Genomic DNA, 25360 nt, shown 5'->3' on the forward strand with positions numbered 1-25360 from the left:
GGCTCAGCGGGCGTTCAGGCCGTCGAAGCAGGTGCTGAGCACCAGTTCCACGATCTCTTCGTCGCTGTGCTGGCCGCCGCCGCGCAGGAACTCGAGGACCGGGTCGCAGGCGCGCGCGTACAGCGTGTAGAGCACCGCGATCGGCGGCAGCTTGGCGTTCAGGGCGCCACCGGCCTGCGCCGCCTCGATCCACCCGCCCAGGGTGTCGCTGATTTCCAGCAGCTGGTCGACGTATTCCTTGCTGCTGGTGAGCGCTGCGCGCAGGCTGGAATTCTGGCTGGGAAGCGAAGGCATCTGGCCGGCGAGCTGCACCTGCAGCGTCCAGCGCACCACCGCCTTGAGCTTGTCCACCGGCGCCAGCGCCGGCGCGATGGTGTCCAGGAACTCGCGCGCGCTGCGCATCACGCGCACCATCGCGGCGGCAGCCAGGTCTTCCTTGCTGGGGAAATGCTTGTACAGGCTGGCCTTGGCGATGCCGACCGAGGCGGCCACTTCGTCCACCGTCATGGCGTCGAAGCCCTTCTCGGCCAGCAGGCGGTTGACCGTCTGCACGATCGCCTCCTCGCGCGCCTGGAGCATCTGCTCCTTGAAAGACGGCTTGGCGCCAACGGCAATGGTCATGCGGCAATTTTAGGCGAGTTACGTCTCACAACATTTGCGCGAGCTACTTTACAAGGGCTGCTCAACGCCTATTCCTGCAGCGTGAAACACTGACGTTGCCCATCCTGCTGGTGGGTGTGAGTCGCGCGGAGGCGCCCCATGAAAACCGTCTGGATCCAAACCGTGGCCTGGCTTGGCGCAGTCACCGTTGCGCTGCTGCTGGCATTGGCCGCGCCCAACGAATCGGCGCTGATGGGACGCCTGCCGGCGCTGAGCGCCAAACGCCTGAACCAGCAGCCGATCGTCCTTCCGCAGGGGCTGCCGGCCGGCCGCACGCTGGCACTGGTCGCATTCGAGCGCGGCCACCGCGGCGAGATCGAAAGCTGGATCAAGGGCATGGACTTGCGCGACAACGGTCCCATCGAGTGGCTGAAGATCCCGGTCCTGGACGACCCCGGCAGCGAAAGCGCCCGCATCGACATCGAGCGTCGCATCCTCGCGCGCCACAGCGCGCTGGTGGACCAGTCCCGCCTGGTGCCGGTCTTCACCAACCGCGAGGCCTTCATCCGCGCCGCCGGCCTGTCCAGCGCGGACCACGCGTGGGTGCTGGTGATCGGCCGCGATGGCCAGGTCCTGGCCCGGGCGGAAGGCGAATACAGCGAGGAAAAGGGCCAGGCCTTGCGCCAGACGCTGGCGCAGGCCTCGGCCGCTTCGTTCTGAGCGCCCCGCTTACTGCAAGGCTTCCCAGAGCCTGACCGGCGTCAGCGGCATCTGCAGCAGCGGCGCGCGCTCGGGGCGTCCGGCCCGCGCCACTGCATCGGCCACCGCATTGACCACGCTGGGCGCGGCGCCGATGGTGCCCAGCTCGCCCACGCCCTTGACCCCCAGCGGATTGTTCTTGCACGGCGTCGACTGGTCCATGCTGGTGACGAACTCGCAGGCCACGATGTCGGCGCGCGGCGCGCTGTAATCCATCAGGCTGCCGGTGATCGGCTGGCCGGTCTCGGCGTCATAGGACATCTGCTCGCACAGCGCCTGCCCGATGCCTTGCACTGCTCCGCCATCGAGCTGGCCGCGCACGATCATCGGGTTGACCACCCGTCCGATGTCGTTGACGCTGCTGTACGCCACCACCTGCAGCTCGCCGGTGGCGGGGTCCAGCTCCACCTCGCTGATGTGGCAGCCGTTGGGCCAGCTCGGCCCGGAGACCGAGGACGTGCTCTCCACATAGATGCGGTTCTGCGGCTGCTTCTGCGCCAGCTCGAACAGGCCGACGCCCAGGTCGGTGCCGCGCACCACGAAGCGGCCGCCCGCATAGGCCAGGTCCTCGGCCGCCGCCTCCAGCTCGCCGGCCGCCAGCTGGCGCGCCTCGTCCATGACCTTGCCGGCGCCGACGGTGAGCGCCGAGCCGCCGGTGAAGAGCGAGCGGGAGCCGGCGCTGCCGAAGCCGTCGCCGCGGTCGGTGTCGCCCAGCACCACCTTGACTTTTTCCAGCGGAACGTCGAACACGTCGACCATCAGCTGCGCCAGCGTGGTGGCGATGCCCTGGCCCATGGCATTGACCGCGGAGAACACCTCGATCATGCCGTCGCCGCGCACCGCCACCGTGACGCGTTCCTGCAGCACGTTGCCGCCGGTCCACTCCAGGAAGGTCGCGATGCCTTGCCCGCGCACCAGGCCGCGCGCCTTGCTCTGCGCGGCGCGGCCGGCGAAACCGTTCCAGTCGGCCTGCGCCAGCGCCTGGTCCATCACGTGCTCGAAGCGGCCGACGTCGTACACCTGGCCCATCGGGTTGGTGTAGGGCATCTGCTCGGGCCGGATGAAATTGCGCCGCCGCAAGGCGATGCGGTCGATGCCGGTCTGGCGGGCCGCCTCGTCCATCAGGCGCTCCATGATGAAGATCGCTTCCGGCCGGCCGGCACCGCGGTAGGCGCCGGTCGGCGCGCAGTTGGTCAGCACGCCCTGGAAGTGGAAGTCGATCACCGGGATGTCGTAGACGCTGGTCTGCACCCAGGGGCCGATCAGCAGCTGGATCGCCAGCCCGGTGCCGGTGGCATAGGCCCCGACATTGGCCAGCCCGTGCAGGCGCAGCGCGAGGATCCTGCCGTCGGCGGCCAGCGCCAGTTCCGCATCCGTGCGCACGTCGCGGCCATGGGCGGTGGCCAGGAATTCCTCGCTGCGCTCGGCGATCCACTTGACCGGCTGCTTCAGCTGCAGGGCGCTCCAGGCCACGGCCGCGTCTTCCGGATAGATGCCGGTCTTCATGCCGAAGCCGCCGCCGACGTCGCCGACCGTCACGCGCACCTTGTCCGGCGCCAGCCCCAGGATGTCGTTGCACAGCGCGTTCTTCACGCCCGAGGGCATCTGCGTGCTCATGCGGATGGTCAGGCGCCCGTCGTCGGCGATCCACGCCAGCACCGAGCGCGGCTCCAGCGTAAAGGCGACCACGCGCTGGTTGACCACCGACAGCTTCACCACATGCGCGGCCTGCGCGAAGGCCTCGGCGACGGCGGCCGGCTTGCCGTGCCGCATCTCGGCGGCGACGTTGTCGGGCGCTTCCTCGCACAGCACGGCGCCCTGCCCGCCCAGCGCCTGCGCCGCGTCGACGACGCTGGGCAGCTCCTCGTAGTCCACGGCCACCGCTTCGGCCGCATCGCGCGCCTGCTGCATGGTTTGCGCGACCACCAGCGCCACCGGCTCGCCGACGAAGCGCACCCGCTCATGCGCCAGCGCACGCCGCGCCGGCGTCGCGCCGGGGGCACCGCCGGCGCGCCTGAAGTCCTTGCTGCCGGGAATCGGGTTGACGCCGGCTGCCGCCAGCTCGGCGCCGGTGTACACGCCGGCCACGCCGGGCAGCGCCCTGGCGGCTGCGGCGTCGATGGAAACGATTTTCGCGTGCGGGTAGGGCGAGCGCACGAAGCAGGCGTGCAGCACGCCGGCCGGCGCCAGGTCGTCGGTGAACTGGCCGATGCCCTTGAGCAGGCCCTCGTCCTCGATGCGCTTGACGGCGTGGCCGCTGCCGAAGCGCGGGGCGATGTCGGTGGGAAGCGTGCTGGCGTTCATGTTCATCCCTCAAGTCTCGCGGATTTTGCCGCGGCGTGCAGCGGTCGCGCATTGCCACGTCGACGGGCCTGGTCTCCAGCGCCTGGATGCCGGGCCGAGCCCGCCATGACACCGCCTCAGCGGTTGGCGTTGCCCAGGGCTCCGAGCGACTTCTCGCCCATCCAGCGCAGCAGGTCCAGCCACATCTGGCGCATCTCGGCGTCCAGCGGCGTGCGCATCGCATTGGGCAGCTCGATGGTCACCACCGGGACGCCCTTGTGGACGCCGCCATAGTTGCCCAGCGAGCCCGGGAAGATGCCGACCTGGTCCAGGTAAAGGCGGCCGAGTTTGGACGGCGGCACCGACGGACCGTCGAAATCCAGCACGCCATAGGGCGCATGGATCGCCACGATCAGGTTCGGCTTGAAGCTTTGCATCTGCTCGAACAGGTAGCGCGTCTCCGGCTCGGACAGGGAGTGGTTGCCCGGCCAGCGGCGCGGGTCCTTGCGGGTGCGCTGCTCCCAGTAGACCGCGGCGTCGCGGTCCCAGCCGGGAGTGGGAAAGTTGCGGTTCAGGTCGACGCCGTGGGCATTGACCCGGCGCGGCGGCTGGGCCATCACGCCGTCGGGGTTGAGCACCGGAATGAAACGCCAGTGGACCGGGCTGGGCAACTGCATCGGCTGCTGCGCCAGCGCGATCCAGTGCAGGGCCAGCGAGCCCGAGGACAGCTCGTCGCCGTGGATCCCGCCCATCACCAGGACCCGCAGCCGCGCGCCCTGCGGCTTGACGTCGCGCCAGTACAGGGGCACGCCCATGACCGAGCGGCCGCTGCCGGCACTCAGGCCGGCGTCCACGCACAGGTGGCGGCTGACGTTGGGCAGGCGCCGCATCAGCGTCCCGCAGGGATCGGCCGTGGCCGTGGCCGCCGGCACGGCCGGGCCGGGCGGCGCGCCCCACGCCAGCGTCGCCATGGCCAGCGGCAACACGGAGCGGATGAAGGTCAGCAGGGACGGCATGGGAAGCGGCGGTGGCAACAGGATAAGCGATCCACACTGCGGACTTGCGCTGCGCCCGGGCGGATCACTCGTCCTTTTCGCCGGGGCGGTAGAGCGTCTCGCGGCCCATGCGATCGAGCACCAGTTCCGCCGTCCAGGGCAGCATCAGCGAGCCGCAGCGGCTGTCGCGGTACAGCCGCTCCAGCGGCAGGTGCTTCATCATGCTCTGGCCGCCGCAGGTGCGGATCGCCAGCCGCGCGATGTCGTTGGCGCCCTCCATCACGGTGTACTGCGCGGCATACAGGCGCATCCGCTCGTCCGCCGACGGCTGCGGCCGCGCCTCCTGGATCGAGCGCACGAAGATGCTCTTGAGGTTCTCCAGCTGGATGCGCATCTGCGCCACCGCGATCTGCTTGGTTGGGTACATCCGGCGCTTGACCGGCGGCTCGCCCGCGATCTCGCCGCGCAGGTATGCCACCGTGAAGTCGTACGCCGCGTTCGCGATGCCCAGGTAGGTCGGCGCCAGCGTGAAGAACATCGCCGGCCAGGTCTGGGCGCCCTTGTAGTAGACGCCGCGCGGCATCAGCTGCTCGTCGTCGCTGACGAACACGTCCTTGAAGCTGAGGTTGCGGCTCACGGTGCCGCGCATGCCCAGCGGATTCCAGTCGCCGCTGACGGCCACGCCCGGCGCGTTCGCCGGCACCGCGAGATACAGCGTGTCGCGCGCATCCGGGTGCGCGTCCCCCTTGTCCTCGGTGCACAGGATTCCGTAATAGTCCGCCGCCCCCGACAGCGAGGCGAAGATTTTGCGGCCGTTGACCAGCCAGCCACCCTCCACCTTGCGCGCCGTGGTGCCGAAGGGCGCGCGGCCGGCGGCGGCGGCGCTGCCCTCGGAAAAGGGCTGGGCGTAGATCGCGCCGTCCTTCACCACCCGGGCGAAATGGAGCGTGCGTCTGCGGGCATGCTCGCTGCGCTGGGCATCGGTCATCGGGATGCCGTCGGCCAGCACGCCGGTCCACATGGTGGACGAGATGTGCATGTTCCAGGTCAGCGCCGTGGCCCCGCAGAAGCGGCCGATCTCGGCCGCCACCATCATGTAGGTAGCGTAATCGGCGCCGCCGCCGCCATCGGCCTGCGGCACGCACAGGGCCAGCAGGCCGGCGTCGCGCAGGTCGTCGAAGTTGGCCATCGGAAAGCTGGCCGCCTCGTCCCACAGGTGGGCCCTCGGCGCGAATTTGGTGCGCCCCAGCTCGTTGGCCAGCGACAGCAGCGAGCGCTGCTGCGCGCTGAGGGCCATGTCGCCGACGGCGGGGGTGAAGGAGAGCGCGGGGGCGGCGTCCATGTCGTTCCTCTCAACTCGTTCGACGCTCTGGTGCCCGCTCAGTGCAGCGTGCGCGGCAGCGCCAGGAAGTTCAGCAGCAGGCCGTCGAAGTCGTCCGGCGCTTCCAGGTTCTGCAGGTGGCCGACGCCGGCCAGCTCGATGTAGGTGCTGCCGGCGATCGACCCGGCCATCTTCTTCATCACGGCGGGCGGCGCATTGCGGTCCTGCTCGCCGGCGATGAGGAGAGTCGGCACCGCGATGCGGGGCAGGTTGGCGCGGCGGTCGAAGGTGACCAGCGCCTCCAGCGCGCGCCGGTAGGTGGACGGGTTGACCATCCCCATGCAGTGCGTCGCCAGCTTCAGGCCCTCGGGCAGCGCCCGCGGGCCCACCATCGCCGGCACCAGCTGCGCCGCCAGCTCGCCCATGCTCAAGCCCGCATCCAGCGGCGCAGTGCGTTCGGCCACGAAGTTGCGCTGCCAGTCGCCGTCGGGCTTGCCGAACGAGGGCGAGGTGCCGGCCAGCACCAGCTTGCTCACCAGCTCGGGCCGGCGCGCCACCACCTCCTGCGCCACCATCCCGCCCATGCTGTGGCCGATCAGCGTGACATCGCCGCACTTGAGGCTCTCGATCAGCGCGATGCAGCTCGCCGCCAGGCCCTTGAAGGTGTAGGGCTCGATCGGCGCGCTGTGGCCGTAGCCGGGCATGTCCCAGGCGACGGCGCGGTAGCCGCTGGAGGCCAGCGTTTCCACCTGCGGCGCGAACGCCAGGTGGCCGCCGCCGATGCCGTGCAGCATCAGCACCGTCGGCCCGCCGCCCAGCGTGGAGAAGGTCGGCACGATCATGCGAGGACCCGCCCCTGCTCGACCACCTTGACGCCGTCCAGCGCCACCGTGCAGTTGCGCATCGGCAGGTCGAAGTGGCCGGCCGTGTGCCGGCCCGCCACCTCGTTGGCGCCGGTGCTGTAGAGGAAGTTGCCGGCAAAGGCGCGCAACTCCGTGCCGTTGAAATCGCGCTTGTCGTACAGCGCCATGCTGTCCCAGCGCGCCGCCGCGTTCAGGCCCCAGCCCACGTGGCTGACCGCGTAGGCCGCCTGCTCGCCCCACGCGGCCCAGTTGCTGCGCATCAGCTCCGCATCCACGCCGCTGCCCTCGATGTCGACCACGTGGTCGTTGGCGATGGTCAGCCGCACCGGCTTGTCCAGGTAGCGCTTGAAGGTGAGGTTGACGTCGCCCTCGGCCAGCACCAGCGTGCCGTTGACGGTGCCGGCGGCCGGAAAGGCCAGCACCAGACCGCCGGGCCAGTGCGTCATGGTGCCGGGCCGGGCCGTGTAGCCCCAGTTGCCGCCGCAGACGGCGCCCGCCAGCGACACGCTCAGTTCGGTGCCGGCGGCGGAGGTGACGGTGAGCTGGCGGGCGGCGCGCAGGCGCTTGACGTGGTCCTTGACCAGCGGCTCCAGCGCGTCGTCCGGCACCAGCCGCACCAGCGCCTCGGGATGCTCGTTGCTGACGTAGAGCACGCGGGCGCCGCCCTTGAGGATGGCCGGCAGCTCGGGTGCGTGCATCAGGCCCTCCACCGTGCAGTCCACCACCAGCGTGCTGCAGGCCAGCGCGGCGACCACCGGCGTGAGGTGCCGGATCGCGTCCGAGGCGCCGGTGGAGCGGGTGCCGGGCCGGCCCGCGCTGAACGCGCTGGGCACGCTGATGGTGAACACCCGGCAGCCGATGCGCGCGGCCGCCTGGCGCGCCAGCTCGGCCAGGATCGGCCGGCTCTGGCTTTCGCACAGGACGGCCACCGCGTCGCCGCGCTGCAGCGCGCAGCGGCGCAGCACGGATTCGAAGGCCTGGATCCAGGCGGGCTCGGTGATTTCCTGCAGCATGTCTTGAAAATGCGGGGACGCCGGCGAAGGTCTTGCCCCAAGCTTGTATTATTCATGAATATTCATGCAATCGACAAGTCCATGAGCCCGCCGCGCAAGGCCCAGCCGCCGAGTTTCTCCACGCAGGAGTTCCGTGCCGCGCTCGGCATGTTCGCCACCGGCGTGACCATCGTGACGGCCCGCACGCCGCAGGGCGGCGTGATCGGGCTGACCGCCAATTCATTCAACTCGGTGTCGCTGGATCCGCCGCTGGTGCTGTGGAGCCTGTCGCGGGCCGCCGCCTCGCTGGCGGCGTTCAGCAAGGGCTCGCACTACGCGATCAACGTGCTGGCGGCCGACCAGAAGCCGCTGGCCGAACGCTTCGCGCTCAGCGGCGTCGACCGCTGGAAGGACGTGGGCTTTACCGAAGGCAGCGGCGGCGCCCCGGTGCTGCACGGCTCGGCCGCCACCTTCGAATGCTTCAACCGCAGCCGCTACGAGGAAGGCGACCACGTCATCTTCGTCGGCGAGGTGGAGCGCTGCACGCATCGGCCCGGGGTGCCGCCGCTGCTGTTCCACGGCGGCCGCTTCTATACTGAACACCCGCTGTAGCCATGGGCGCGGAGCGCTTTGTCGACGGCTACCTCGGCTACCTGCTGGGTCAGGCCAACCACGCGCTGTACAAGGAGTTCGACAGCCACGTGCGCGCCGCCGGCCTGAGCTCGATCGAATGGCGGGTGCTGGCCACGCTGCACGACGGCGAGCCGCTGACGGTGAGCCAGCTGGCGCATGAAGTGCTGTCCAAGCAGCCCACCGTGACCAAGCTGGTGCGGCGCATGGGCGAGCAGGGCTGGCTGGAACTGCGCGGCGATCCGGCAGACCAGCGCCGCACGCTGGTCTGCGTGACACCGGCGGGCCGCCGGCTGGTCAGGCCGCTGGTGGACAAGGCGCGCGACCACGAGGCGAAGCTGCTGCGCTCGCTGGGCGCCTCGGAAAAGGCGGCCCTGCGCAAGCTGCTGCACAAGCTCACCCAAGGCGCTCACGCCTGAGGCAGGCCCGGCGACGCGTGGGCGCCGGCCAGGCCCTGCGCGTGGAAGCGCAGGTGGTCCTCGACGAAGCTGGAGACGAAATAGTAGCCGTGGTCGTAGTCCGCGTGTCGCCGCAGCGTGAGCGGCTGGCCGACGGCCCGGCAGGCCGCCTCGAACAGGTGGGGATGCAGCTGCTCCTGCAGGAATTTGTCGGCCAGGCCCTGGTCGATCAGGATGCCGCCCGGGTACGGCGCCACGTCCTGCTCCGCCATCAGCTCGGTCGCGTCGTGGCCGGCCCACGCCGTGCGGTCCGCGCCGAGGTAGCCGGTGAAGGCCTTCTCGCCCCAGGGGCAGCGGCTGGGCGCGCAGATCGGCGCCAGCGCCGACAGCGTGCGAAAGCGCCCGGGATGGCGCAGCGCCAGCGTCAGCGCGCCATGGCCGCCCATCGAGTGGCCGAAGATGCCGATCCGCTGGCTGTCCACCGGCAGCTCGCGCACCAGCAGCGGCAGCAATTCCCGCAGCAGCCAGCTCTCCATCCGCCAGTAGGCCGACCACGGCGGCTGGGTCGCGTCCAGGTAGAAGCCGGCGCCGACGCCGAAGTCCCAGCTGTCGGCCTCGGCCTTGAGCTTGGCGCCGCGCGGACTGGTGTCCGGCGCCACCAGCACCAGCCCCAGTTCCGCCGCGATCCGCTGCGCGCCGGCCTTCATCGGGAAGGTCTCCTCGCTGCAGGTCAGGCCCGCCAGGTACAGCACGGCCGGCAGCTTGGCGCCCGCCTGCGCCTGCGGCGGCAGGTACACCGAGAACTTCATCGGCAGCGCCACTTCCACCGACTCGTGGCTGCAGAACAGCTGGCGCCCGCCGAAGCAGGCGTGCTCGCTGACCAGTTCGAACCCGGCCATCAGTAGATCACCACGCCGCGGATCGACTCGCCGCGCTTCATCAGGTCGAAGCCCTCGTTGATCCGCTCCAGCGGCATGGTGTGCGTGATCAGGTCGTCGATGTTGATCTTGCCGTCCATGTACCAGTCCACGATCTTGGGCACGTCGGTGCGGCCGCGGGCGCCGCCGAAGGCCGAGCCCTCCCAGTGCCGGCCGGTGACCAGCTGGAACGGGCGGGTGCTGATCTCGGCGCCGGCTTCGGCCACGCCGATGATGATGCTGCGGCCCCAGCCCTTGTGCGTGCACTCCAGCGCCTGCCGCATCACCTTGGTGTTGCCGATGCACTCGAAGCTGTAGTCGGCGCCGCCGTCGGTGAGCTGCACGATCGCGTCGACGATGTTCTCGTGCTCCTTCGGGTTGAGGAAGTGCGTCATGCCGAACTTGCGCGCCATCGCCTCGCGCGCCGGGTTGATGTCCACGCCGATGATCTTGTCGGCGCCGACCATCTTCGCGCCCTGGATCACGTTCAGGCCGATCCCGCCGAGCCCGAACACCACCACGTTGGCGCCCGCCTCCACCTTGGCCGTGAAGATCACGGCGCCGATGCCGGTCGTGACGCCGCAGCCGATGTAGCAGACCTTGTCGAAGGGCGCGTCCTCCCGGATCTTCGCCATCGAGATCTCCGGCGCCACCGTGTAGTTGCTGAAGGTGCTGGTGCCCATGTAGTGGAACAGCGGCTGGCCGTCCAGGCTGAAGCGGCTGCTGCCGTCGGGCATCAGGCCCTTGCCCTGGGTGCCGCGGATGGCCTGGCACAGGTTGGTCTTGCGCGACAGGCAGAACTTGCACTGCCGGCATTCCGGCGTGTACAGCGGGATGACGTGGTCGCCCTTCTTCAGCGAGGTGACGCCGGGCCCGACGTCCACCACGATGCCCGCGCCCTCATGGCCCAGGATGGCGGGGAAGATGCCTTCCGGGTCGGCGCCGGACAGCGTGTAGTAGTCGGTGTGGCAGATGCCGGTGGCCTTGATTTCCACCAGCACTTCGCCCGCGCGCGGGCCTTCCAGGTCCACGGTTTCGATGGTCAGGGGCTCGCCTGCTTTCCAGGCGACGGCAGCTTTGGTTTTCATGCGGCAAGTGTCGCACCGGGCGGCCGCGCCGTGTAGCCCCGCTACCATCGGCAAGCATGACGCAACGAAAACAACATCTCGATACGCTGGCCGTCTCGCTGCTGCTGGCGTGCTGCCTGTTCTGGGGCTTCCAGCAGATCCTGATCAAGGCAACGGTGGTGGAAGTGCCGCCGCTGTGGCAGGCGTCGATCCGGTTCGCCGGCGCGTCCGTGCTGCTGGGCCTGTGGTGCGCGGTGCGCGGCGTCAAGCTGTCCGGGCCCGACGGCACCCTGCGCCCGGGCCTGCTGGCCGGCGCGCTGTTCGCCGGCGAGTTCGCCTGCATCTACCTCGGCCTGCGCGACACCACCGCGTCTCGGCTCACGGTGTTCCTGTACACCTCGCCGTTCGTGGTGGCGCTGCTGCTGCCGCGGCTCGTTGCCGCCGAGAAGCTGCGCGGCCTGCAGTGGGCCGGGCTGCTGATCGCCTTCGGCGCGGTCGCGCTGGCCTTCGCCGAAGGCTTCTTCTCGGGCCACGCCGGTCCGCGCCAGCTGCGTGGCGACGCGCTGGCCCTGGCGGCCGGCACGCTGTGGGGACTGACGACGCTGGTGATCCGCGCCAGCGCCCTGGCGACGGCCAGCGCCGAGAAGACGCTGTTCTACCAGGTGGGCGTCACGGCCCTGGCGGCGCCGGTGCTCTCGCTGCTGCTGGGCGAGCATTGGTCGCTCTCGTATTCGGCCCAGGCCTGGGGCTCGATCGGGCTGCAGACCGCGATCGGCGCCTTTGCCAGCTACCTGGCCTGGATGTGGCTGCTGCGGCACTACCCGGCCACGCAGATGTCCTCATTCACCTTCCTGACGCCGGTGTTCGCGCTGGTGCTGGGCGTGCTGCTGCTGGACGAGCCGCTGACGCCGCAGCTGATGCTGGCGCTGTGCGGCGTCGCGGTCGGGATCGTGCTGGTCAACCGGCGGCCGGCACGCTGACCGGACCCGCCGCCTGCGCCGTGATCTTCAGCGCCTGCTCCTTGGCGATCAGGGTGTCGAGCGTGCGGCGGAAGTGGGCCAGCGGCGCGTCGGCGACCACGGCGAGCAGCTTGAACTCCGGGTCCTCGTCCATCGCCCGCTGCTGCGCCTCGATGATGTGCTTGTCTTCCATGAAGCCCTCGATCAGGCTCAGGTGCAGCGAGCGCGAGATGTTGTGGTCCTCGGCCTCGTAGTCGTTCAGGTAGATCCAGAAGTGGTGCGTGGTCTTCTCGGTCTCCGGCGTCATGAACTGGCAGTTGCGGTACTGGCGCGCGCCTTCCAGGTTGCCCTTCTCGGCGCCGGTGCCGGCCGGCGAGAACAGCGTGTCCAGGAAGAAGGTGCCCGGGATGTGCATCTGGCCGATGTTGCGGCGATCGACCTTCGCCTCCTTCTCCGCGGCCGGGATCACCTTCTTGTGGAAGGGCGGCGGCGCCGCGTTCATGTGCCAGCGCTCGACGCGGAAGCCCCTTTCCTGGCGCTCCATCACCAGCGGCTTGGTGACGTAGGCGTATTCCTCCGAGCCGCCCAGCGTCTTGGTGTGGACGAAGGCCAGGTGGGCGAAGTCGCTCAGGTTGTCGACGATCAGCAGGTAGTTGGCGTCGTAGTGCAGGTAGCCCGGGATGCCCTTCCACTGCGGGTCGCGCAGGTAGGGGAAGTCGATGATGTCGTCGGGGTTGGCCTTGTCGGCGTCGCCCATCCAGATCCAGATCAGGTGGTCGCGCTCCACCACCGGGTAGCTGCGCACGCCCAGCTTGTCGGGGATCTTGTCCTGGCCCGGGATCTGGATGCACTTGCCGGTGGCGTCGAACTTCAGGCCGTGGTACATGCAGCGGATGCAGTCGCCTTCGCGCCGGCCCAGCGACAGCGGCGCGCCGCGGTGGCAGCAGCGGTCGATCAGCGCCACCACCTTGCCGCTCTCGCCCTTGTACATCAGCACGCGCTCGCCCAGCAGGGTGCGGGGCAGCAGCTTGCCGTCGATCAGTTCGTGGTCCCAGGCGGCCACGTACCAGCAGTTTTTCAGGAACACGGAGCTCTCCTTGGGGGCGGTGGGAGAATCCTAAGGACATGCTGGCGCCGCGGCAATGCGCAGCGCTGACTACTCTGTTCCGAAAACTGAACAATGAACTGGGACGACGTCGAGGCTTTCTGCCAGGTGGTGGAGCACGGAGGCTTCACGGCCGCGGCGCGCGCGCTGGACCGGCCGAAGTCCAGCCTGAGCGTGTCGGTGGCCCGGCTGGAGGAGCAGCTGGGCAACCGGCTGCTGGAACGCACCACCCGCAGCCTGCGCCTGACCGACGCCGGCGAATCGCTCTACCGCGATGTCGCGCGGCCGCTGGCGCAATTGCGCGAGGTGGCAAGCGACACGCTGGCCAAGGGCGCGCGCGTGCAGGGCACGCTGCACATCGCCGCGCCCTATGAGTTCGGCGCCCACCACCTGGCGAAGGTCGCCTGCACGGTGATGGCGCAGCATCCGCAGCTCAAGGTGCACCTGGACGTGGAGCATGCGCGGGTGGCGCTGTTCGACCGCAACTACGACATCGTGTTCTCGGCCATCGAGCATGCCTTCGCGCCCTCGACCGTGGTGGTGCGGCGCGTGTTCTCGCTGGCGCGCGGCCTGTATGCGGCGCCGGCGCTGGTGGCGCGGCATGCGCCGCTGGCAGCGCCCGAGGACCTGCATGCGCTGCCGCTGCTGGCCGGCGCCGACGACACCGAATGGGAGTTCACGCTCCCCGGCGGCGCGACCGCCAAGCTGGAAGTGCGCAATCCGCGCCTGCGCAGCGGCAATGCCAGCGTGCGGCTGGAAGCGGCCCTGGCCGGGCTGGGCGTGGCCCGCATCACCTCGACGTTCTGCGCCGCTGCGGTGGCGCAGGGGCGGCTGGTCCCGCTGCTGGCCGACCACGCGTGCGCGCCGCTGAAGATCTACGCGATGCTGCCCGGGCGCCGGCTGGTGCCGGCGAAGGTGCGGGCGTTCCTGGATGCGCTGGAAGCGGACGCGAACCTTCCGAATGCCAATACCGTCGATCAGTGAGAAGCGCTTCTGCTCCCCGGTGACGGTATTTGTTGCGGCGGTCCGGCTGCCGGGTCAGGCCCGGCATGACAAGTGGGCCTGACAACTAGTGCGGACGCGAGTTGGCGAACGCCACGTACCAGTCCAGGCACCCCGGGTTGGCCATCGCTTCCTTGTTGATCACCTTCTCGATCGGCTGGCCGAGCAGCAGCTTCTTGATCGGCAGCTCCTGCTTCTTGCCCGAGAGCGTGCGCGGGACCTCGGCCACCTGCAGGATCTCGTCGGGGACGAAGCGCGGCGACAGCGCGGTCTTGATCGCGCCGCCGATCTTCGCCTTCATCGCCGCGTCCAGCGGCACGCCGGGCCGCAGCACCACGAACAGCGGCATGTAGCTGTCGCGGCCCAGGAACTCGAGGTCGACCACCAGCGCATCCAGCACCTCGGGCAGCGCTTCCACGGCGCTGTACAACTCGCTGGTGCCCATGCGCAGGCCGTGCCGGTTGATGGTGGCGTCGCTGCGGCCGTAGATGATGCAGCCGCCGGCCGGCGTGATCTTCAGCCAGTCGCCGTGCCGCCACACGCCGGGGTACATGTCGAAGTAGGAGGAGAGGTAGCGCTTGTTTCCGTCATCGCCCCAGAAATGGAGCGGCATCGACGGGATCGGCTCCGTGCACACCAGTTCGCCCACTTCGCCGATCACCGGCTGGCCCTGCTCGTTCCAGGCCTGCACGGCGCATCCGAGCAGCCGGCATTGCATCTCCCCCGGCACCTGCGGCAGCTCGCGGTTGCCGCCGATGAAGGCGCCGGCGAAGTCGGTGCCGCCGGAGATGTTGCACCACCAGATGGCGGGCGTGCCGATGCGCGCGAACTGCTCGGTGCCCCAGGTCTGCACTTCGGGCGACAGCGGCGAGCCGGTGGTGCCGAGCGCACGCACCGCGCTCAGGTCGCCGCAATGCGCCAGGTCCACGCCGGCCTTCATGCAGTTGGCGAAGAAGGCGGCACCGGCGCCGAAGAAGGTGACGCCCAGCTCGGAGGCGAAACGCCAGAGCGTGCCCCAGTCCGGCTTGTCGCGGGAGCCGCCCGGATTGCCGTCGTAGATGCAGCAGGTGGTGCCCAGCAGCAGCCCGGCGGCCTGCGCATTCCACATCACCCAGCCGGTGGAGCTGTACCAGTGGAAGCGCTCGCCCAGGCTGTTGTCCTCGTAGCTGCAGCCGACGTCGTTGTGCAGGTTGGCCATCTGCAGCGCGACGATCACCGTGCCGCCATGGCCGTGCACGATGGGCTTGGGCAAGCCGGTCGTGCCGCTCGAATAGACGATCCACAGCGGGTGGTCGAAGGGCAGCCACAGCGGTTCGAATGCCGCGGTGGCGGCGTCGTCGCGGGCCGTGGTCTGGCCGAAGGGGGTGAACGGCGCCAGCCGCTCGCTTGCCTCCTGCCCCACGCCGAGGTTGCGGTGCACGATCAGGTGGCGCACGGTGGGCAGCGCCTCGCGCAGCTCGGCGACCACGTCGATGCGGTCGAAGTCGCGGCCGCCGTAGCGCACGCCGTCGCAGGCGATCAGCACCTTGGGCTCGATCTGCCGGAAGCGGTCCAGCACGGCGTTGGTCCCCATGTCGGGCGCGCAGATGCTCCACACGCCGCCGATGCTCACCACCGCCAGGAAGGCGACGATCGCCTCCGGGATGTTGGGCAGGTAGGCCGCCACGCGGTCGCCCGGCTGCAGGCCCTGCTCGCGCAGGTGCAGCGCCAGCGACGCCACCTGCCGGCGCAGCTCGGGCCAGCCGAGCTCTTGTTGCCGGCCGCTCTCGTTGCGGCTGACCAGCGCCGGAAAGCCGGCGGCGTGCGCCTTGTCCACGTGCCGGAACACCTGGTGGACGTAGTTGAACTGCGCGCCCTCGAACCAGCGCGTGCCCGGCATCTGCCGCCCGGACAGCACCGACGTATGCGGCGTGGGCGAATGCAGCCCGTAATAGTCCCAGATGCTTTGCCAGAACGCCGGCAGGTCGCTCACCGACCATTGCCACAGGTCCTGGTAACTGTCGAAGGCCAGGCCGCGCTGCTGGCGCAACCAGTCCTGGTAGCGGCGGATCTGGGGGACGAAGGGAGCTTTCATGGGCAAAAGCTTAACGGCCGCGCGGGCGCAATGGAGCCCCTGGAATCCCTGCCATGCGGTCGATGCCCGCCCGCCCCTGCTGCCCGTTGCCGCTGGCGGCAGAATTGCGCAACTGCCGCCAGTCGACGTGACGCCGCGGCGAAAAGGAGATTCCATGCCCCGCAGATTCGTCGACCTGTCGATCTTCCTGGAAAACGACGTGGTGTCCGATCCGCCCGCCTTCGCGCCGCGCATCCAGTACTTCACGCACCAGAACACCTTCGAGCAGATCGAGCCCTTCTTTCCGGGGCTGAAGAAGGAGGACCTGCCCGACGGCGAAGGCTGGGCGGTGGAGGTGGTCACGCTGTCCACCCACAACGGCACGCACCTGGACGCGCCCTACCACTTCCACAGCACCATGGACCAGGCACTGGGGCAGAAGAAGCCCTCGATCGCGATCCACGACGTGCCGCTGGAATGGTGTTTCCAGCCCGGCGTGAAGCTGGACTTCCGCCACTTTCCGGATGGCTACGTGGTGACGGCGGCCGACGTCGAGGCCGAACTGCGGCGCATCGGCCACGCGCTGGCGCCGCTGGAGATCGTGGTCGTCAACACGCGCGCCGGCTCGCGCTACGGCCACTCCGACTATGTCGCCTCCGGCTGCGGGATGGGCTACGAGGCGACCATGTTCCTGCTGGAGCGCGGCGTGCGGCTGACCGGCACCGACGCCTGGAGCTGGGACGCGCCCTTCGTCCACACCGCCAGGAAGTACGGCGAGACCCACGACGCCTCGCTGATCTGGGAGGGCCACAAGGCCGGCCGCGACATCGGCTACTGCCACATCGAGAAGCTGCACAACCTGGAGGCGCTGCCGGCCGACGGCTTCTTCATCAGCTGCTTTCCGCACAAGATCCGCGGCGCCTCGGCCGGCTGGACCCGCGCCGTCGCCATCTTCGACGACGCGCTGCAGGCGGCGGGCTGAGGGCCCGATTGCTATTTCGCACGATCGTGCTAATATCCGCCGCATGGATGCCCGCACCCAGAAAAGCGAACTCACCCGCGCCGCCATCGTCGGCGCCGGGATCGACCTCGCCTCGGCTGAGGGACTGGAGGCGATCACGCTGCAGGCGGTGGCCGACCGCATCGGCCTGTCCAAGAGCGGCGTGTTCTCGCGCATCGGCTCGCGCGAGGCGCTGCAGAAGGCGGTGATCGAGGAATTCGGCCGCCGCTTCCTGGCCGACGTGTTCGTGCCGGCCATGCAGCTGCCCAAGGGCCTGGCGCGGCTGAACGAGATCGTGCGGCGCTGGATCATCCGGATGCGCGACGTCGAGGCCCAGCACGGCTGCATCTACAGCGCCGGCGCCTTTGAGCTGGACGACCGGGAAGGCCCGTTGCGCGACCTGCTGCTGGGCGAGGTGACGCGCTGGCGCGCCGCGCTGCGCCGCACGGTGCTGCAGGCGGTGGAAACCGGCGAGCTCAAGCCAGTCACCGACCCGGACCAGATGGTCAGCGAGATGTCGGCGCTGGCGCTGGGGCTGATCCACGACATCCGCTTCCTGCGCGACCCGAAGGCGGCCGAGCGGGCCCAGGCCACCTGGGCCCGGCTGCTGCAAACCTACCGCGCCTAGGCCGCCACGCCATGCCACCGCCCCGTCGTTCGCCGATATTTCGCACGGTTGTGCGAAGAAAGGAAAGATCATGACTCTCCTGCTGATCCTCACCGTGCTCGCGGGCGGCTGGTACGCCGTCGCAGCCGCCCTGGCGTCGCTGCACGGCCTGCCGCGCTGCAACGAAGACATGGTCCTGTTCTGATGGAGCGCGCCATGCATCCCAGCAGCCTCGAAGCCGCATCGGACTTCTACCAGACCGGGCCGGGCGTGCGCCTGTTGCGCCTCGCGCTGGCAGCCTCGCAGCGCCTGTGGCCGGCGCTGGCCGTGCGCGCCGCCGGCCGCCTGTTCGGCACGCCGCTGCCGCCACGCTGGCTGCGCCGCCGCCGGGCCTGGGAGCCGGACTGGAAGGTGGAACGCTGGCCGTTCGAGGACGCCAGCCTGACCGTCTATGCGCAGGGCGCGGCGCCGCACGGGCCGGTGGTGTTGCTGCTGCATGGCTGGGGCGGCCATGCCGGGCAGATGCTGCCGCTGGCGCAGGCGCTCGCCGGCCACGGGCTGCGGCCGGTGCTGGTGGAGATGCCGGCGCACGGACGCAGCAGCGGCTCGGTGAGCAACCTGCCGCAGTTCGCGCGCGCCATCGAGTACGTGGCGGCGCGCCTGCTGCAGCAGGGCCATGGCCTGCGCGCCGTGGTGGCGCATTCGCTGGCCGCCAACGCCGCCGCTTTTGCCGCCGGCCGCGGCCTGCCGGCCCAGCGCCTGGTGCTGCTGGCGCCGCCGGCCTCGCCGCGCGACTACACCCGCCTGTTCGGCCAAGCGTTCGGCCTGTCGGAAGCCACGCGCGCCGCGATGCAGGGCCGCATCGAAGCGCGCGAAGGCGTGCTGATGCGGCAGTTCGAGCCCGACGCGGTCGGCCCGCGCATCCGCCTTCCGACGCTGGTGGTGCACGACCGCGACGACCGCATCAACCGCTTCGCCGACGGCCAGGCCTTCGCCCATGCCGTGCGCGGCGCCGACCTGCTGGCAACGGATGGACTGGGACACCGGCGGATCCTGAAGGACGCCGCCGTGCTGGGCCGGGTGACGCTGTTTCTCCAGTGATGTCGTCCCGGGCTTGACCCGGGACCGAGACGCCGCGCCTCGAATACCGTGGATCAATGAAGGGAAGGGCTGCTTCCTGCTGATCGACGGTATCTGGACTCGGTGCGTCTGGATGCCGGATCGAGCCCGGCATGACAGGGAGGGCCTGGCGGGCAGGCGGCCGGCGGCAATGCTACGGCGTGCCTTGCCGCGCCCAGCCAATGCTCATAGCATCGCTGCACAACCAACAACGAGGAGCGAGAGATGGGAATGTTCGACTGGGCCGAGAAGTCCGCCGACGTGCTGCATCAAGGCGGCGTGATCGCACCCGACGAGCGCCTGCCCTGGCCGCAGACGGCGGCGATGGGCGTGCAGCACGTGATTGCGATGTTCGGCGCCACCGTGCTGGCGCCGATCCTGATGGGGTTCGACCCCAACGTCGCCATCCTGATGAGCGGCATCGGCACGCTGATCTTCTTCCTCATCACCGGCGGCAAGGTGCCCAGCTACCTGGGCTCGAGCTTCGCCTTCATCGGCGTGGTGATCGCCGCCACCTCCTATGCGGGCAAGGGGCCGAACGCCAGCATCGGCCTGGCCCTGGGCGGCATCATCGCGTGCGGCGTGGTCTACGTCGCCATCGGCGCCATCGTGCAGGCGGTCGGCACGGCCTGGATCGAAAAGGTGATGCCGCCGGTGGTCACCGGCGCGGTGGTGGCCGTGATCGGCCTGAACCTGGCCAGCATCCCGATCAAGAACATGGCGGCCAGCAACTTCGATTCGTGGATGCAGGCCGTCACCTTCGTCAGCGTGGCGATGGTGGCCGTGTTCACCCGAGGCATGGTGCAGCGCCTGCTGATCCTGGTCGGCCTGATCGTCGCGTCCATCGTCTACGCCGTGCTCACCAACGGCATGGGCCTGGGCAAGCCGATGGACTTCTCGGGGATCGCCGCTGCCGCCTGGGTCGGCGCCCCGGGCTTCGCCTCGCCGGTGTTCGACGGCAGCGCGATGCTGCTGATCGCGCCGGTCGCCATCATCCTGGTGGCCGAGAACCTGGGCCACATCAAGGCCGTCACCGCGATGACCGGACGCAACCTGGACCAGTACATCGGCCGCGCCTTCATCGGCGACGGCGTGGCCACCGTCATCAGCGGCGCCTCCGGCGGCACCGGCGTGACCACCTATGCCGAGAACATCGGCGTGATGGCGGCCACCAAGATCTACTCCACCGCCGTGTTCGTGGTGGCGGCGGCGATCGCGGTCATCCTGGGCTTCTCGCCGAAGTTCGGCGCGGTGATCCAGGCGATCCCGCTGCCGGTGATGGGCGGGGTGAGCATCGTGGTGTTCGGCCTGATCGCCACCGCCGGCGCCAAGATCTGGGTCGACAACCGCGTCGATTTCTCCGACAACCGCAACCTGCTGGTCGCCGCGATCACGCTGGTGCTGGGCACCGGCGACTTCACGCTGAAGTTCGGCGGCTTTGCGCTGGGCGGCATCGGCACCGCAACCTTCGGTGCGATCCTGCTGTACGCGCTGCTGAGCCGCGGCCGGCCGTCCACCACGCCGCTGCCCGGCCCCTAGAATCGCGCAGCAAAGGAGCCGCCATGCGCATCTGGAAGAAGCCGGTCTCGGTCGGGGAACTGCACGCCATCCACAAGGACACCGCCCCCGAGCACCTGGGGATGGAGTTCCTGGAGGTCGGCGACGACTTCATCCGGGCCCGCATCCCCGTGGACAAGCGCACCAAGCAGCCCTACGGCCTGCTGCACGGCGGCGTGTCGGTGGTGCTGGCGGAAACGCTGGGCTCGTGCGGCGCGGCCTATGCCTGCCCGGAAGGCCACCGGCCGGTGGGGCTGGACATCAACGCCAACCACATCAAGGGCGCCACCTCGGGCTGGGTGACGGGCATCACGCGGCCGGTGCACATCGGCCGCACCACGCAGGTCTGGCAGATCGACATGCGCAACGACGCCGGCGAGCTGACCTGCGTCTCGCGGCTGACGCTGGCGATCCTCGCCCCGCGCTGAGCCTAGGCGACGCCGGGGTCGTCGTTGCGGGCCAGGCGCTCGCTCTTCCAGTAGACGTCGTCGCCTCCGTTCATGCGGTTGAGCACCCGCGCCAGCACGAACAGCAGGTCGGACAGGCGATTGAGGTATTGGCGCGGCGTGTCCTTGACGGCTTCCACCGCGCCCAGCGCCACCACCGCCCGCTCGGCCCGCCGCGCCACCGTGCGGCACACATGCGCTTGGGACGCGGCGCGGTTGCCGGCCGGCAGGATGAATTCCTGCAGCTTGGGCAGCGCGCCGTTGTAGTGCTCCAGCGCCTGGTCCAGCGCCAGCAGCGCGTCGGCCTTGAGCAGCTCGAAGCCGGGAATCGACAGCTCGCCGCCCAGGTTGAACAGCTGGTGCTGGATCTCCACCAGCAGCGCCCGCACGTCGTTGGGCATGTGCTCGCACAGCAGCACGCCGATGTGCGAGTTGAGCTCGTCGACGTCGCCCATCGCGTGGACGCGCTGGTTGTCCTTGGAGACGCGGGTGTTGTCGCCCAGCCCTGTGCTGCCGTCGTCGCCGGTGCGGGTTGCGATCTGTGTCAGGCGCTTGCCCATGGGAGCCTCTCGAAGAACCACTGGAGCCTCCATTGTGGCCGGAGCAGCCGGCGGCGCCCGAGTTCCCGTTACCGGACGCTTGCGGATGTCAGGGACGCAACAGCAAGCAAGTGTGCTGGCCGGGGCGGCGCGGCTGCGATGGAATGGCGGCTTCTTCACTCAGGGCAACCCATGCACATGAAACGATTCAGCCGCTTTTCCTTCCATCGCCGCAGCCTCGCGCTGTTCGCCTCGCTGGCCGTCGGCAGCGGGCTGGCGGCGGCCCAGTTCACCGTCGGCCCGGCCGCGCCTTCCTCCCCATCCACCAAGGCGCAGCCCGCCAAGGGCGCCGAGCTGTTCCACAAGCTCGACACCGACCGCAGCGGCGGCATTTCGCGCAAGGAGGCCGGCGCCGCCGGCGGCTCCGTGGCCCGCAACTTCGACGCCCTGGACAGCAACCACGACGGCACGCTGTCAATGGCAGAGTTCGAGCGCGCGGCCCGCTAGCTCTGCGGACGCGCCGGCCCGTGCGGCGCGTCCTACAGCTTCTGGCGGCGTTGGCGGGGGCGCGCCGGGATGGGCCAAGCGCAACATTTTTCTGAAGTCCTTCCGCCCGGGCGGGAGGTGCAGGAGAAGCCGATGAACGTCCGTCCACATTCCCATCTGCTGGCCGTCGCCATCTTGCTGCTGGCGGGGACCGCCCATGCGCAGGCCAACCGCTCGGTGGTGCAGGTGCCGCCGCGCGCCGCGCCGCCTGCGGGCACGCCCATCACGCCGGGCCCTGCGCTGCCCAGCGCAGCCGGCCTGCCCTCGCCCTCGCCTTTCCCGGCCGGCATCCCATCGCTGCCGACGGTGACGGCGCCGAGCATTGCGGGAACCACGCCCTCGGCCGCGACCACGCCGGCCACCGCCACCGTGACGCCGCCCCTGGACGGCACCGTGCTGATGCCGGCCAGCGCCATCGGCAGCACCGGCACCGCCGTCAACAACGCCGTCAACAACGCCGTCAGCAATCCGACGGCAGTGATGGGCGCTGGAGGCGGCCCGAATGCGCCGCAGCTGGTCCCTTCGGGGCCCGGCCCATACACGGCGTTGCAGCTGTCCGAGTCCTTCCTGCGGGCCGATGCCAACCGCGACGGCGAGCTCACCCGCGCCGAGTTCCAGCACCTGACGATCGCGCCGGCCTCGTTCGACGAGATGGACCGCGACCACAACGGCGTGGTGACGCGCTCCGAGTACGAGGACGCCAGCCGCTGATCGCCGCCACGCCGCCCGGCGTAAACTGGCGGATCCCCGACGGAGACCCGCATGAACGCCCCCACCGATCTGACGCACCTCGTTCCCGAAATCAACCAGCGCGAGGTCCCGTCCGCGCTGATCGACGCCCTGAAGGCGCGCTTTGGCGAACGGTGTTCCACCGCGCTGGTGGTGCGCGAGCAGCATGGCCGCGACGAGTCTTCGTTCCAGGCGCCGCCGCCGGCCGCCGTGGTGTTTGCCGAAAGCACCGACGACGTCTCCGCCGCCGTCCGCTTGGCATCCCAATACAGCGTCCCTGTGATTCCGTTCGGCGTGGGCTCCTCGCTGGAAGGCCACCTGCTGGCCGTGCAGGGTGGCATTAGCATCGACGTCAGCCGCATGAACCAGGTGCTGGCCATCGATGCCGACGACCTGACCGTCACGGTGCAGCCAGGCGTCACGCGCAAGCAGCTCAATGAAGCGGTCAAGAGCACCGGGCTGTTCTTCCCGATCGACCCGGGCGCCGACGCCTCGATCGGCGGGATGAGCGCCACCCGCGCCAGCGGAACCAACGCGGTCCGCTACGGCACCATGCGCGAGAACGTGCTGGGCCTGGAAGTGGTCACCGCCAGCGGCGACGTCATCCGCACCGGCACCCGCGCCAGGAAGTCCAGCGCCGGCTACGACCTGACCCGGCTGATGGTCGGCAGCGAAGGCACGCTGGGCGTGATCACCGAGGTGACCGTCAAGCTCTATCCGCTGCCCGAAGCGATCTCCGCGGCGGTCTGCTCCTTTCCCAGCATCGAAGCGGCCGTGCGCACCACCATCCAGGTGATCCAGCTGGGCGTGCCGATCGCGCGGGTGGAACTGATCGACCACAACACGGTGCGCATGGTCAACGCGCACAGCAAGCTCAAGCTGCGCGAGGAACCGATGCTGCTGATGGAATTCCACGGCTCGCCGACCGGCGTGAAGGAACAGGCGGAACTGGTGCAGGAGATCGCCTCGGAGCACGGCGGCAATGCCTTCGAATGGGCCAGCACGCCGGAAGAGCGCACCCGCCTGTGGACCGCTCGCCACAACGCCTACTTCGCCGCCGTGCAGTCCAAGCCAGGCTGCCGCGTAATCTCCACCGACACCTGCGTGCCGATCTCCAACCTGGCGGACTGCCTGCTCGACTCGGTGAAGGAAGCCGACGAGAGCGGCATCCCGTACTTCCTGGTCGGCCACGTGGGCGACGGCAACTTCCACTTCGGCTACCTGCTGGACCCCGAGCTGCCGCAGGAACGCATCACCGCCGAAAAGCTCAACCACCAGCTGGTGTCCCGCGCGCTCGCGCTGGAAGGCACCTGCACCGGCGAGCACGGCGTGGGCCTGCACAAGATGGACTTCCTGGTGACCGAAGCCGGTGCCGGCGCGGTGGAGATGATGCGCACCATCAAGCGCGCGCTCGACCCCAAGAACATCATGAACCCGGGGAAGATCTTCTCGCTCTGATGCCGCGTGTCATGCCGGGCTCGACCCGGCGTCCAGACCGACCGAATCCAAGTACCGTCGGCGCGTGGACCCCGAACCGCCGGCGGCTCAGAGCGACTTCAGCTGCCTGGCCTTGAGTTGCGGCGGCATCGCCAGGGTCTGCAGGTCCCAGCCCTCGACCTGCAGCACGCGCAGCAGGCACTCCTCCATCAGCGCATGCGAGCGCTCGGTCGCCTGCGCGATCGCCCGATGGACCAGCACGTCGTTGTCCGTGTCGTTCAGGCACTCCATCTGGTAGCGGTGCAGCTCGCGCAGTTCGAAGATCGCCCGGCCGACCTGCGCCGGGCAGGCACACTGGTACGTCAGCGACTGGTCGATGATCCTGCTGATCTGCGAAGGGTCGAAGTGTTGTTTCATGCGGCCTCGAAGGAAAACTTGACGCAGTCGACCGGCGCGGCGAAGCCCCGGATCGACACCTGCGCGATCGGCCGCGGCTGCGGCGTCCGCACCTGGGCCACGGCATTGACGCCGTTGGTCGCCACCAGCTGCCCCGGATCGGCCAGCGCGCACAGGCGGGCCGCCAGGTGGGCGGTGGCGCCGATCACGTCGAACTGGCGCAGTTGCCCGGTGCGGCCGGCGTCGCCGATCAGGCCGCCCAGCACCAGCCCCTGGGCGATGCCGACGCCGTAAGGCAGGCGTTGCCCTGAACTCATCGCGGCCAGCTCCAGCCCGCAGCGCAGGGCCAGGTAGGAGCGGCCCATCCCGCGGAACACGGCCATGACGCCATCGCCCGTGTACTTGACGACCGAGCCCTGCCACAGGCGGATGCGGGAGGTCTGCTCGCTCAGGGACAGGTTCAGGACGTCGAAGAATTCGCGCGGCGCCATCTGGTTGGCCAGCCGCGACGAATCGCGGATGTCGGTGAACAACACGGCCGCCTCGAACAGCTCGGCGCGCTTTTGCGCATCCTCCCCGGCCGACGACACCGCGCCCTCGGGCAGCAGCTGCGCCAGCCGCTCGGCCCGGCGCCGGCTCTCGCGCACCGCGGCCTTCGCGGCCAGCAACTCGGTGAGGGTCCAGTAGAAGCGGTCATCAACGAAGGGCTTCTCGGCGATCACGTCGATGCCGGGCAACTGGCGCGCCCACTCGTGCACGGCCGCCAGCGCGGGACCCGGCGCAGTGACCACGACAGTGGCGCATTCGGGCGCGTGCTGCCGGGCGAGGCGGCAGGCCGCCAATGCGCTTTCATCGCCATAGCGGTGATTGACGACCAGCACATCGGGCGCGCCCTGCGCCAGGGCGAGCGGCAAGGATGCCGCGGCAGGAACGACCGTCACGGCACCGAAACCGCGCCGCTCCAGTTCGGCCGCCAGCACGGCGGCGGTATGGGCGTCGCCGTCCACCAGCACGATCCTCGACGCTGTCATGGGGACGGA

The 25360-nt window shown here is 69.7% G+C and carries 26 protein-coding genes; 13 read left to right on the forward strand and 13 right to left on the reverse strand.

The genetic code is table 11. The features are described from left to right. Positions 1-3: 3 nt before the first annotated feature. A complete protein-coding gene (locus tag ACFPOE_RS03185; protein ID WP_376848543.1) occupies positions 4-621 on the reverse strand; it encodes a TetR/AcrR family transcriptional regulator in 618 nt (205 codons plus the stop codon). A 138-nt stretch (positions 622-759) separates the two neighbouring features. Here ACFPOE_RS03185 and ACFPOE_RS03190 point away from each other — a divergent pair, with 138 nt between their 5' ends. Beyond that, positions 760-1320, forward strand: coding sequence for a hypothetical protein (locus ACFPOE_RS03190; protein WP_376848544.1), 561 nt, complete (start codon positions 760-762; stop codon positions 1318-1320). A 9-nt stretch (positions 1321-1329) separates the two neighbouring features. Here the strand turns inward: ACFPOE_RS03190 and ACFPOE_RS03195 are convergent, their stop codons facing one another. The 5 genes from ACFPOE_RS03195 to ACFPOE_RS03215 form a co-directional block, all read right to left on the reverse strand. Continuing rightward, entirely contained in the window at positions 1330-3663 is a 2334-nt protein-coding gene (locus ACFPOE_RS03195; protein WP_376848796.1) for a xanthine dehydrogenase family protein molybdopterin-binding subunit, read from the reverse strand. A gap of 116 nt (positions 3664-3779) precedes the next feature. Then, positions 3780-4658: a M14 family zinc carboxypeptidase gene (locus ACFPOE_RS03200; RefSeq protein WP_376848545.1), complete on the reverse strand. Its 879-nt coding sequence runs from the start codon at positions 4656-4658 to the stop codon at positions 3780-3782. Between the two features lie 64 nt (positions 4659-4722). After that, on the reverse strand, positions 4723-5979 hold the full coding sequence (locus tag ACFPOE_RS03205) for an acyl-CoA dehydrogenase family protein (protein ID WP_376848546.1): 1257 nt from the start codon (positions 5977-5979) through the stop codon (positions 4723-4725). 38 nt (positions 5980-6017) lie between these two features. Next, positions 6018-6800: an alpha/beta fold hydrolase gene (locus ACFPOE_RS03210; protein WP_376848547.1), complete on the reverse strand. Its 783-nt coding sequence runs from the start codon at positions 6798-6800 to the stop codon at positions 6018-6020. Further along, on the reverse strand, positions 6797-7834 hold the full coding sequence (locus tag ACFPOE_RS03215; RefSeq protein ID WP_376848548.1) for a 2,5-dihydroxypyridine 5,6-dioxygenase NicX family protein: 1038 nt from the start codon (positions 7832-7834) through the stop codon (positions 6797-6799). The genes ACFPOE_RS03210 and ACFPOE_RS03215 overlap by 4 nt, the downstream gene beginning before the upstream one ends. Positions 7835-7915: 81 nt before the next feature. Between ACFPOE_RS03215 and ACFPOE_RS03220 the strand changes: the two genes are divergently transcribed. Next, positions 7916-8425, forward strand: coding sequence for a flavin reductase family protein (locus ACFPOE_RS03220; protein ID WP_376848797.1), 510 nt, complete (start codon positions 7916-7918; stop codon positions 8423-8425). Positions 8426-8427: 2 nt separating this feature from the next. Then, positions 8428-8862 carry a MarR family winged helix-turn-helix transcriptional regulator gene (locus tag ACFPOE_RS03225; protein ID WP_376848549.1) on the forward strand — a complete coding sequence of 145 codons (435 nt, stop codon included), beginning with the start codon at positions 8428-8430 and terminating at the stop codon, positions 8860-8862. On the opposite strand, the gene fghA is transcribed toward ACFPOE_RS03225, so the two are convergent. Then, positions 8853-9740, reverse strand: a complete 888-nt coding sequence (fghA, locus tag ACFPOE_RS03230; RefSeq protein ID WP_376848550.1) for an S-formylglutathione hydrolase — start codon at positions 9738-9740, stop codon at positions 8853-8855. The genes ACFPOE_RS03225 and fghA overlap by 10 nt on opposite strands. Then, on the reverse strand, positions 9740-10846 hold the full coding sequence (locus ACFPOE_RS03235; protein ID WP_376848551.1) for an S-(hydroxymethyl)glutathione dehydrogenase/class III alcohol dehydrogenase: 1107 nt from the start codon (positions 10844-10846) through the stop codon (positions 9740-9742). The genes fghA and ACFPOE_RS03235 overlap by 1 nt, the downstream gene beginning before the upstream one ends. A 56-nt stretch (positions 10847-10902) precedes the next feature. On the opposite strand from ACFPOE_RS03235, the gene ACFPOE_RS03240 reads away from it, so the two are divergent. Further along, complete coding sequence (locus ACFPOE_RS03240; protein ID WP_376848552.1) at positions 10903-11805, forward strand: DMT family transporter; 903 nt, start codon at positions 10903-10905, stop codon at positions 11803-11805. On the opposite strand, the gene ACFPOE_RS03245 is transcribed toward ACFPOE_RS03240, so the two are convergent. Beyond that, a complete protein-coding gene (locus tag ACFPOE_RS03245) occupies positions 11783-12871 on the reverse strand; it encodes an aromatic ring-hydroxylating dioxygenase subunit alpha (RefSeq protein WP_376848553.1) in 1089 nt (362 codons plus the stop codon). The two genes, ACFPOE_RS03240 and ACFPOE_RS03245, sit on opposite strands and share 23 nt — an antisense overlap. 93 nt (positions 12872-12964) lie before the next feature. On the opposite strand from ACFPOE_RS03245, the gene ACFPOE_RS03250 reads away from it, so the two are divergent. Then, positions 12965-13873, forward strand: coding sequence for a LysR family transcriptional regulator (locus tag ACFPOE_RS03250; RefSeq protein WP_376848554.1), 909 nt, complete (start codon positions 12965-12967; stop codon positions 13871-13873). 85 nt (positions 13874-13958) lie between these two features. On the opposite strand, the gene ACFPOE_RS03255 is transcribed toward ACFPOE_RS03250, so the two are convergent. Next, positions 13959-15965 (reverse strand): acetoacetate--CoA ligase, encoded by a 2007-nt coding sequence (locus ACFPOE_RS03255; protein WP_376848555.1) that lies wholly within the window; start codon positions 15963-15965, stop codon positions 13959-13961. 154 nt (positions 15966-16119) lie between these two features. Here ACFPOE_RS03255 and ACFPOE_RS03260 point away from each other — a divergent pair, with 154 nt between their 5' ends. The 5 genes from ACFPOE_RS03260 to ACFPOE_RS03280 all read left to right on the forward strand — a co-directional run bounded on the left by ACFPOE_RS03260 (position 16120) and on the right by ACFPOE_RS03280 (position 20655). After that, positions 16120-16926, forward strand: a complete 807-nt coding sequence (locus ACFPOE_RS03260; RefSeq protein WP_376848556.1) for a cyclase family protein — start codon at positions 16120-16122, stop codon at positions 16924-16926. 43 nt (positions 16927-16969) lie between these two features. Continuing rightward, complete coding sequence (locus ACFPOE_RS03265) at positions 16970-17572, forward strand: TetR/AcrR family transcriptional regulator (RefSeq protein WP_376848557.1); 603 nt, start codon at positions 16970-16972, stop codon at positions 17570-17572. 195 nt (positions 17573-17767) lie between these two features. Continuing rightward, positions 17768-18652, forward strand: coding sequence for an alpha/beta hydrolase (locus ACFPOE_RS03270; RefSeq protein ID WP_376848558.1), 885 nt, complete (start codon positions 17768-17770; stop codon positions 18650-18652). Positions 18653-18895: 243 nt separating this feature from the next. Further along, the gene (locus ACFPOE_RS03275) at positions 18896-20209 is read left to right on the forward strand and encodes a solute carrier family 23 protein (RefSeq protein ID WP_376848559.1); all 1314 of its coding nucleotides are present in this window, start codon (positions 18896-18898) and stop codon (positions 20207-20209) included. 23 nt (positions 20210-20232) lie between these two features. Beyond that, on the forward strand, positions 20233-20655 hold the full coding sequence (locus ACFPOE_RS03280; protein ID WP_376848560.1) for a hotdog fold thioesterase: 423 nt from the start codon (positions 20233-20235) through the stop codon (positions 20653-20655). A gap of 2 nt (positions 20656-20657) precedes the next feature. On the opposite strand, the gene ACFPOE_RS03285 is transcribed toward ACFPOE_RS03280, so the two are convergent. After that, a complete protein-coding gene (locus ACFPOE_RS03285; RefSeq protein ID WP_376848561.1) occupies positions 20658-21233 on the reverse strand; it encodes a cob(I)yrinic acid a,c-diamide adenosyltransferase in 576 nt (191 codons plus the stop codon). 177 nt (positions 21234-21410) lie between these two features. On the opposite strand from ACFPOE_RS03285, the gene ACFPOE_RS03290 reads away from it, so the two are divergent. The 3 genes from ACFPOE_RS03290 to ACFPOE_RS03300 all read left to right on the forward strand — a co-directional run bounded on the left by ACFPOE_RS03290 (position 21411) and on the right by ACFPOE_RS03300 (position 23945). After that, complete coding sequence (locus tag ACFPOE_RS03290) at positions 21411-21719, forward strand: EF-hand domain-containing protein (RefSeq protein WP_376848562.1); 309 nt, start codon at positions 21411-21413, stop codon at positions 21717-21719. 132 nt (positions 21720-21851) lie between these two features. Beyond that, positions 21852-22469: an EF-hand domain-containing protein gene (locus ACFPOE_RS03295; RefSeq protein WP_376848563.1), complete on the forward strand. Its 618-nt coding sequence runs from the start codon at positions 21852-21854 to the stop codon at positions 22467-22469. 51 nt (positions 22470-22520) lie between these two features. Further along, entirely contained in the window at positions 22521-23945 is a 1425-nt protein-coding gene (locus ACFPOE_RS03300) for an FAD-binding oxidoreductase (protein ID WP_376848564.1), read from the forward strand. Positions 23946-24032: 87 nt separating this feature from the next. Here ACFPOE_RS03300 and ACFPOE_RS03305 read toward each other — a convergent pair whose 3' ends face one another. Together ACFPOE_RS03305 and ACFPOE_RS03310 are read right to left on the reverse strand one after the other, a co-directional pair. Beyond that, positions 24033-24341 carry a hypothetical protein gene (locus ACFPOE_RS03305; protein WP_376848565.1) on the reverse strand — a complete coding sequence of 103 codons (309 nt, stop codon included), beginning with the start codon at positions 24339-24341 and terminating at the stop codon, positions 24033-24035. Beyond that, positions 24338-25351 carry an adenylate/guanylate cyclase domain-containing protein gene (locus ACFPOE_RS03310; protein ID WP_376848566.1) on the reverse strand — a complete coding sequence of 338 codons (1014 nt, stop codon included), beginning with the start codon at positions 25349-25351 and terminating at the stop codon, positions 24338-24340. The genes ACFPOE_RS03305 and ACFPOE_RS03310 overlap by 4 nt, the downstream gene beginning before the upstream one ends. Between the last annotated feature and the right edge of the window lie 9 nt (positions 25352-25360).

Origin of the sequence: Caenimonas terrae (genome assembly GCF_042655405.1) — a bacterium.
Taxonomy (GTDB): Bacteria; Pseudomonadota; Gammaproteobacteria; order Burkholderiales; family Burkholderiaceae_C; genus Ramlibacter; species Ramlibacter terrae_A.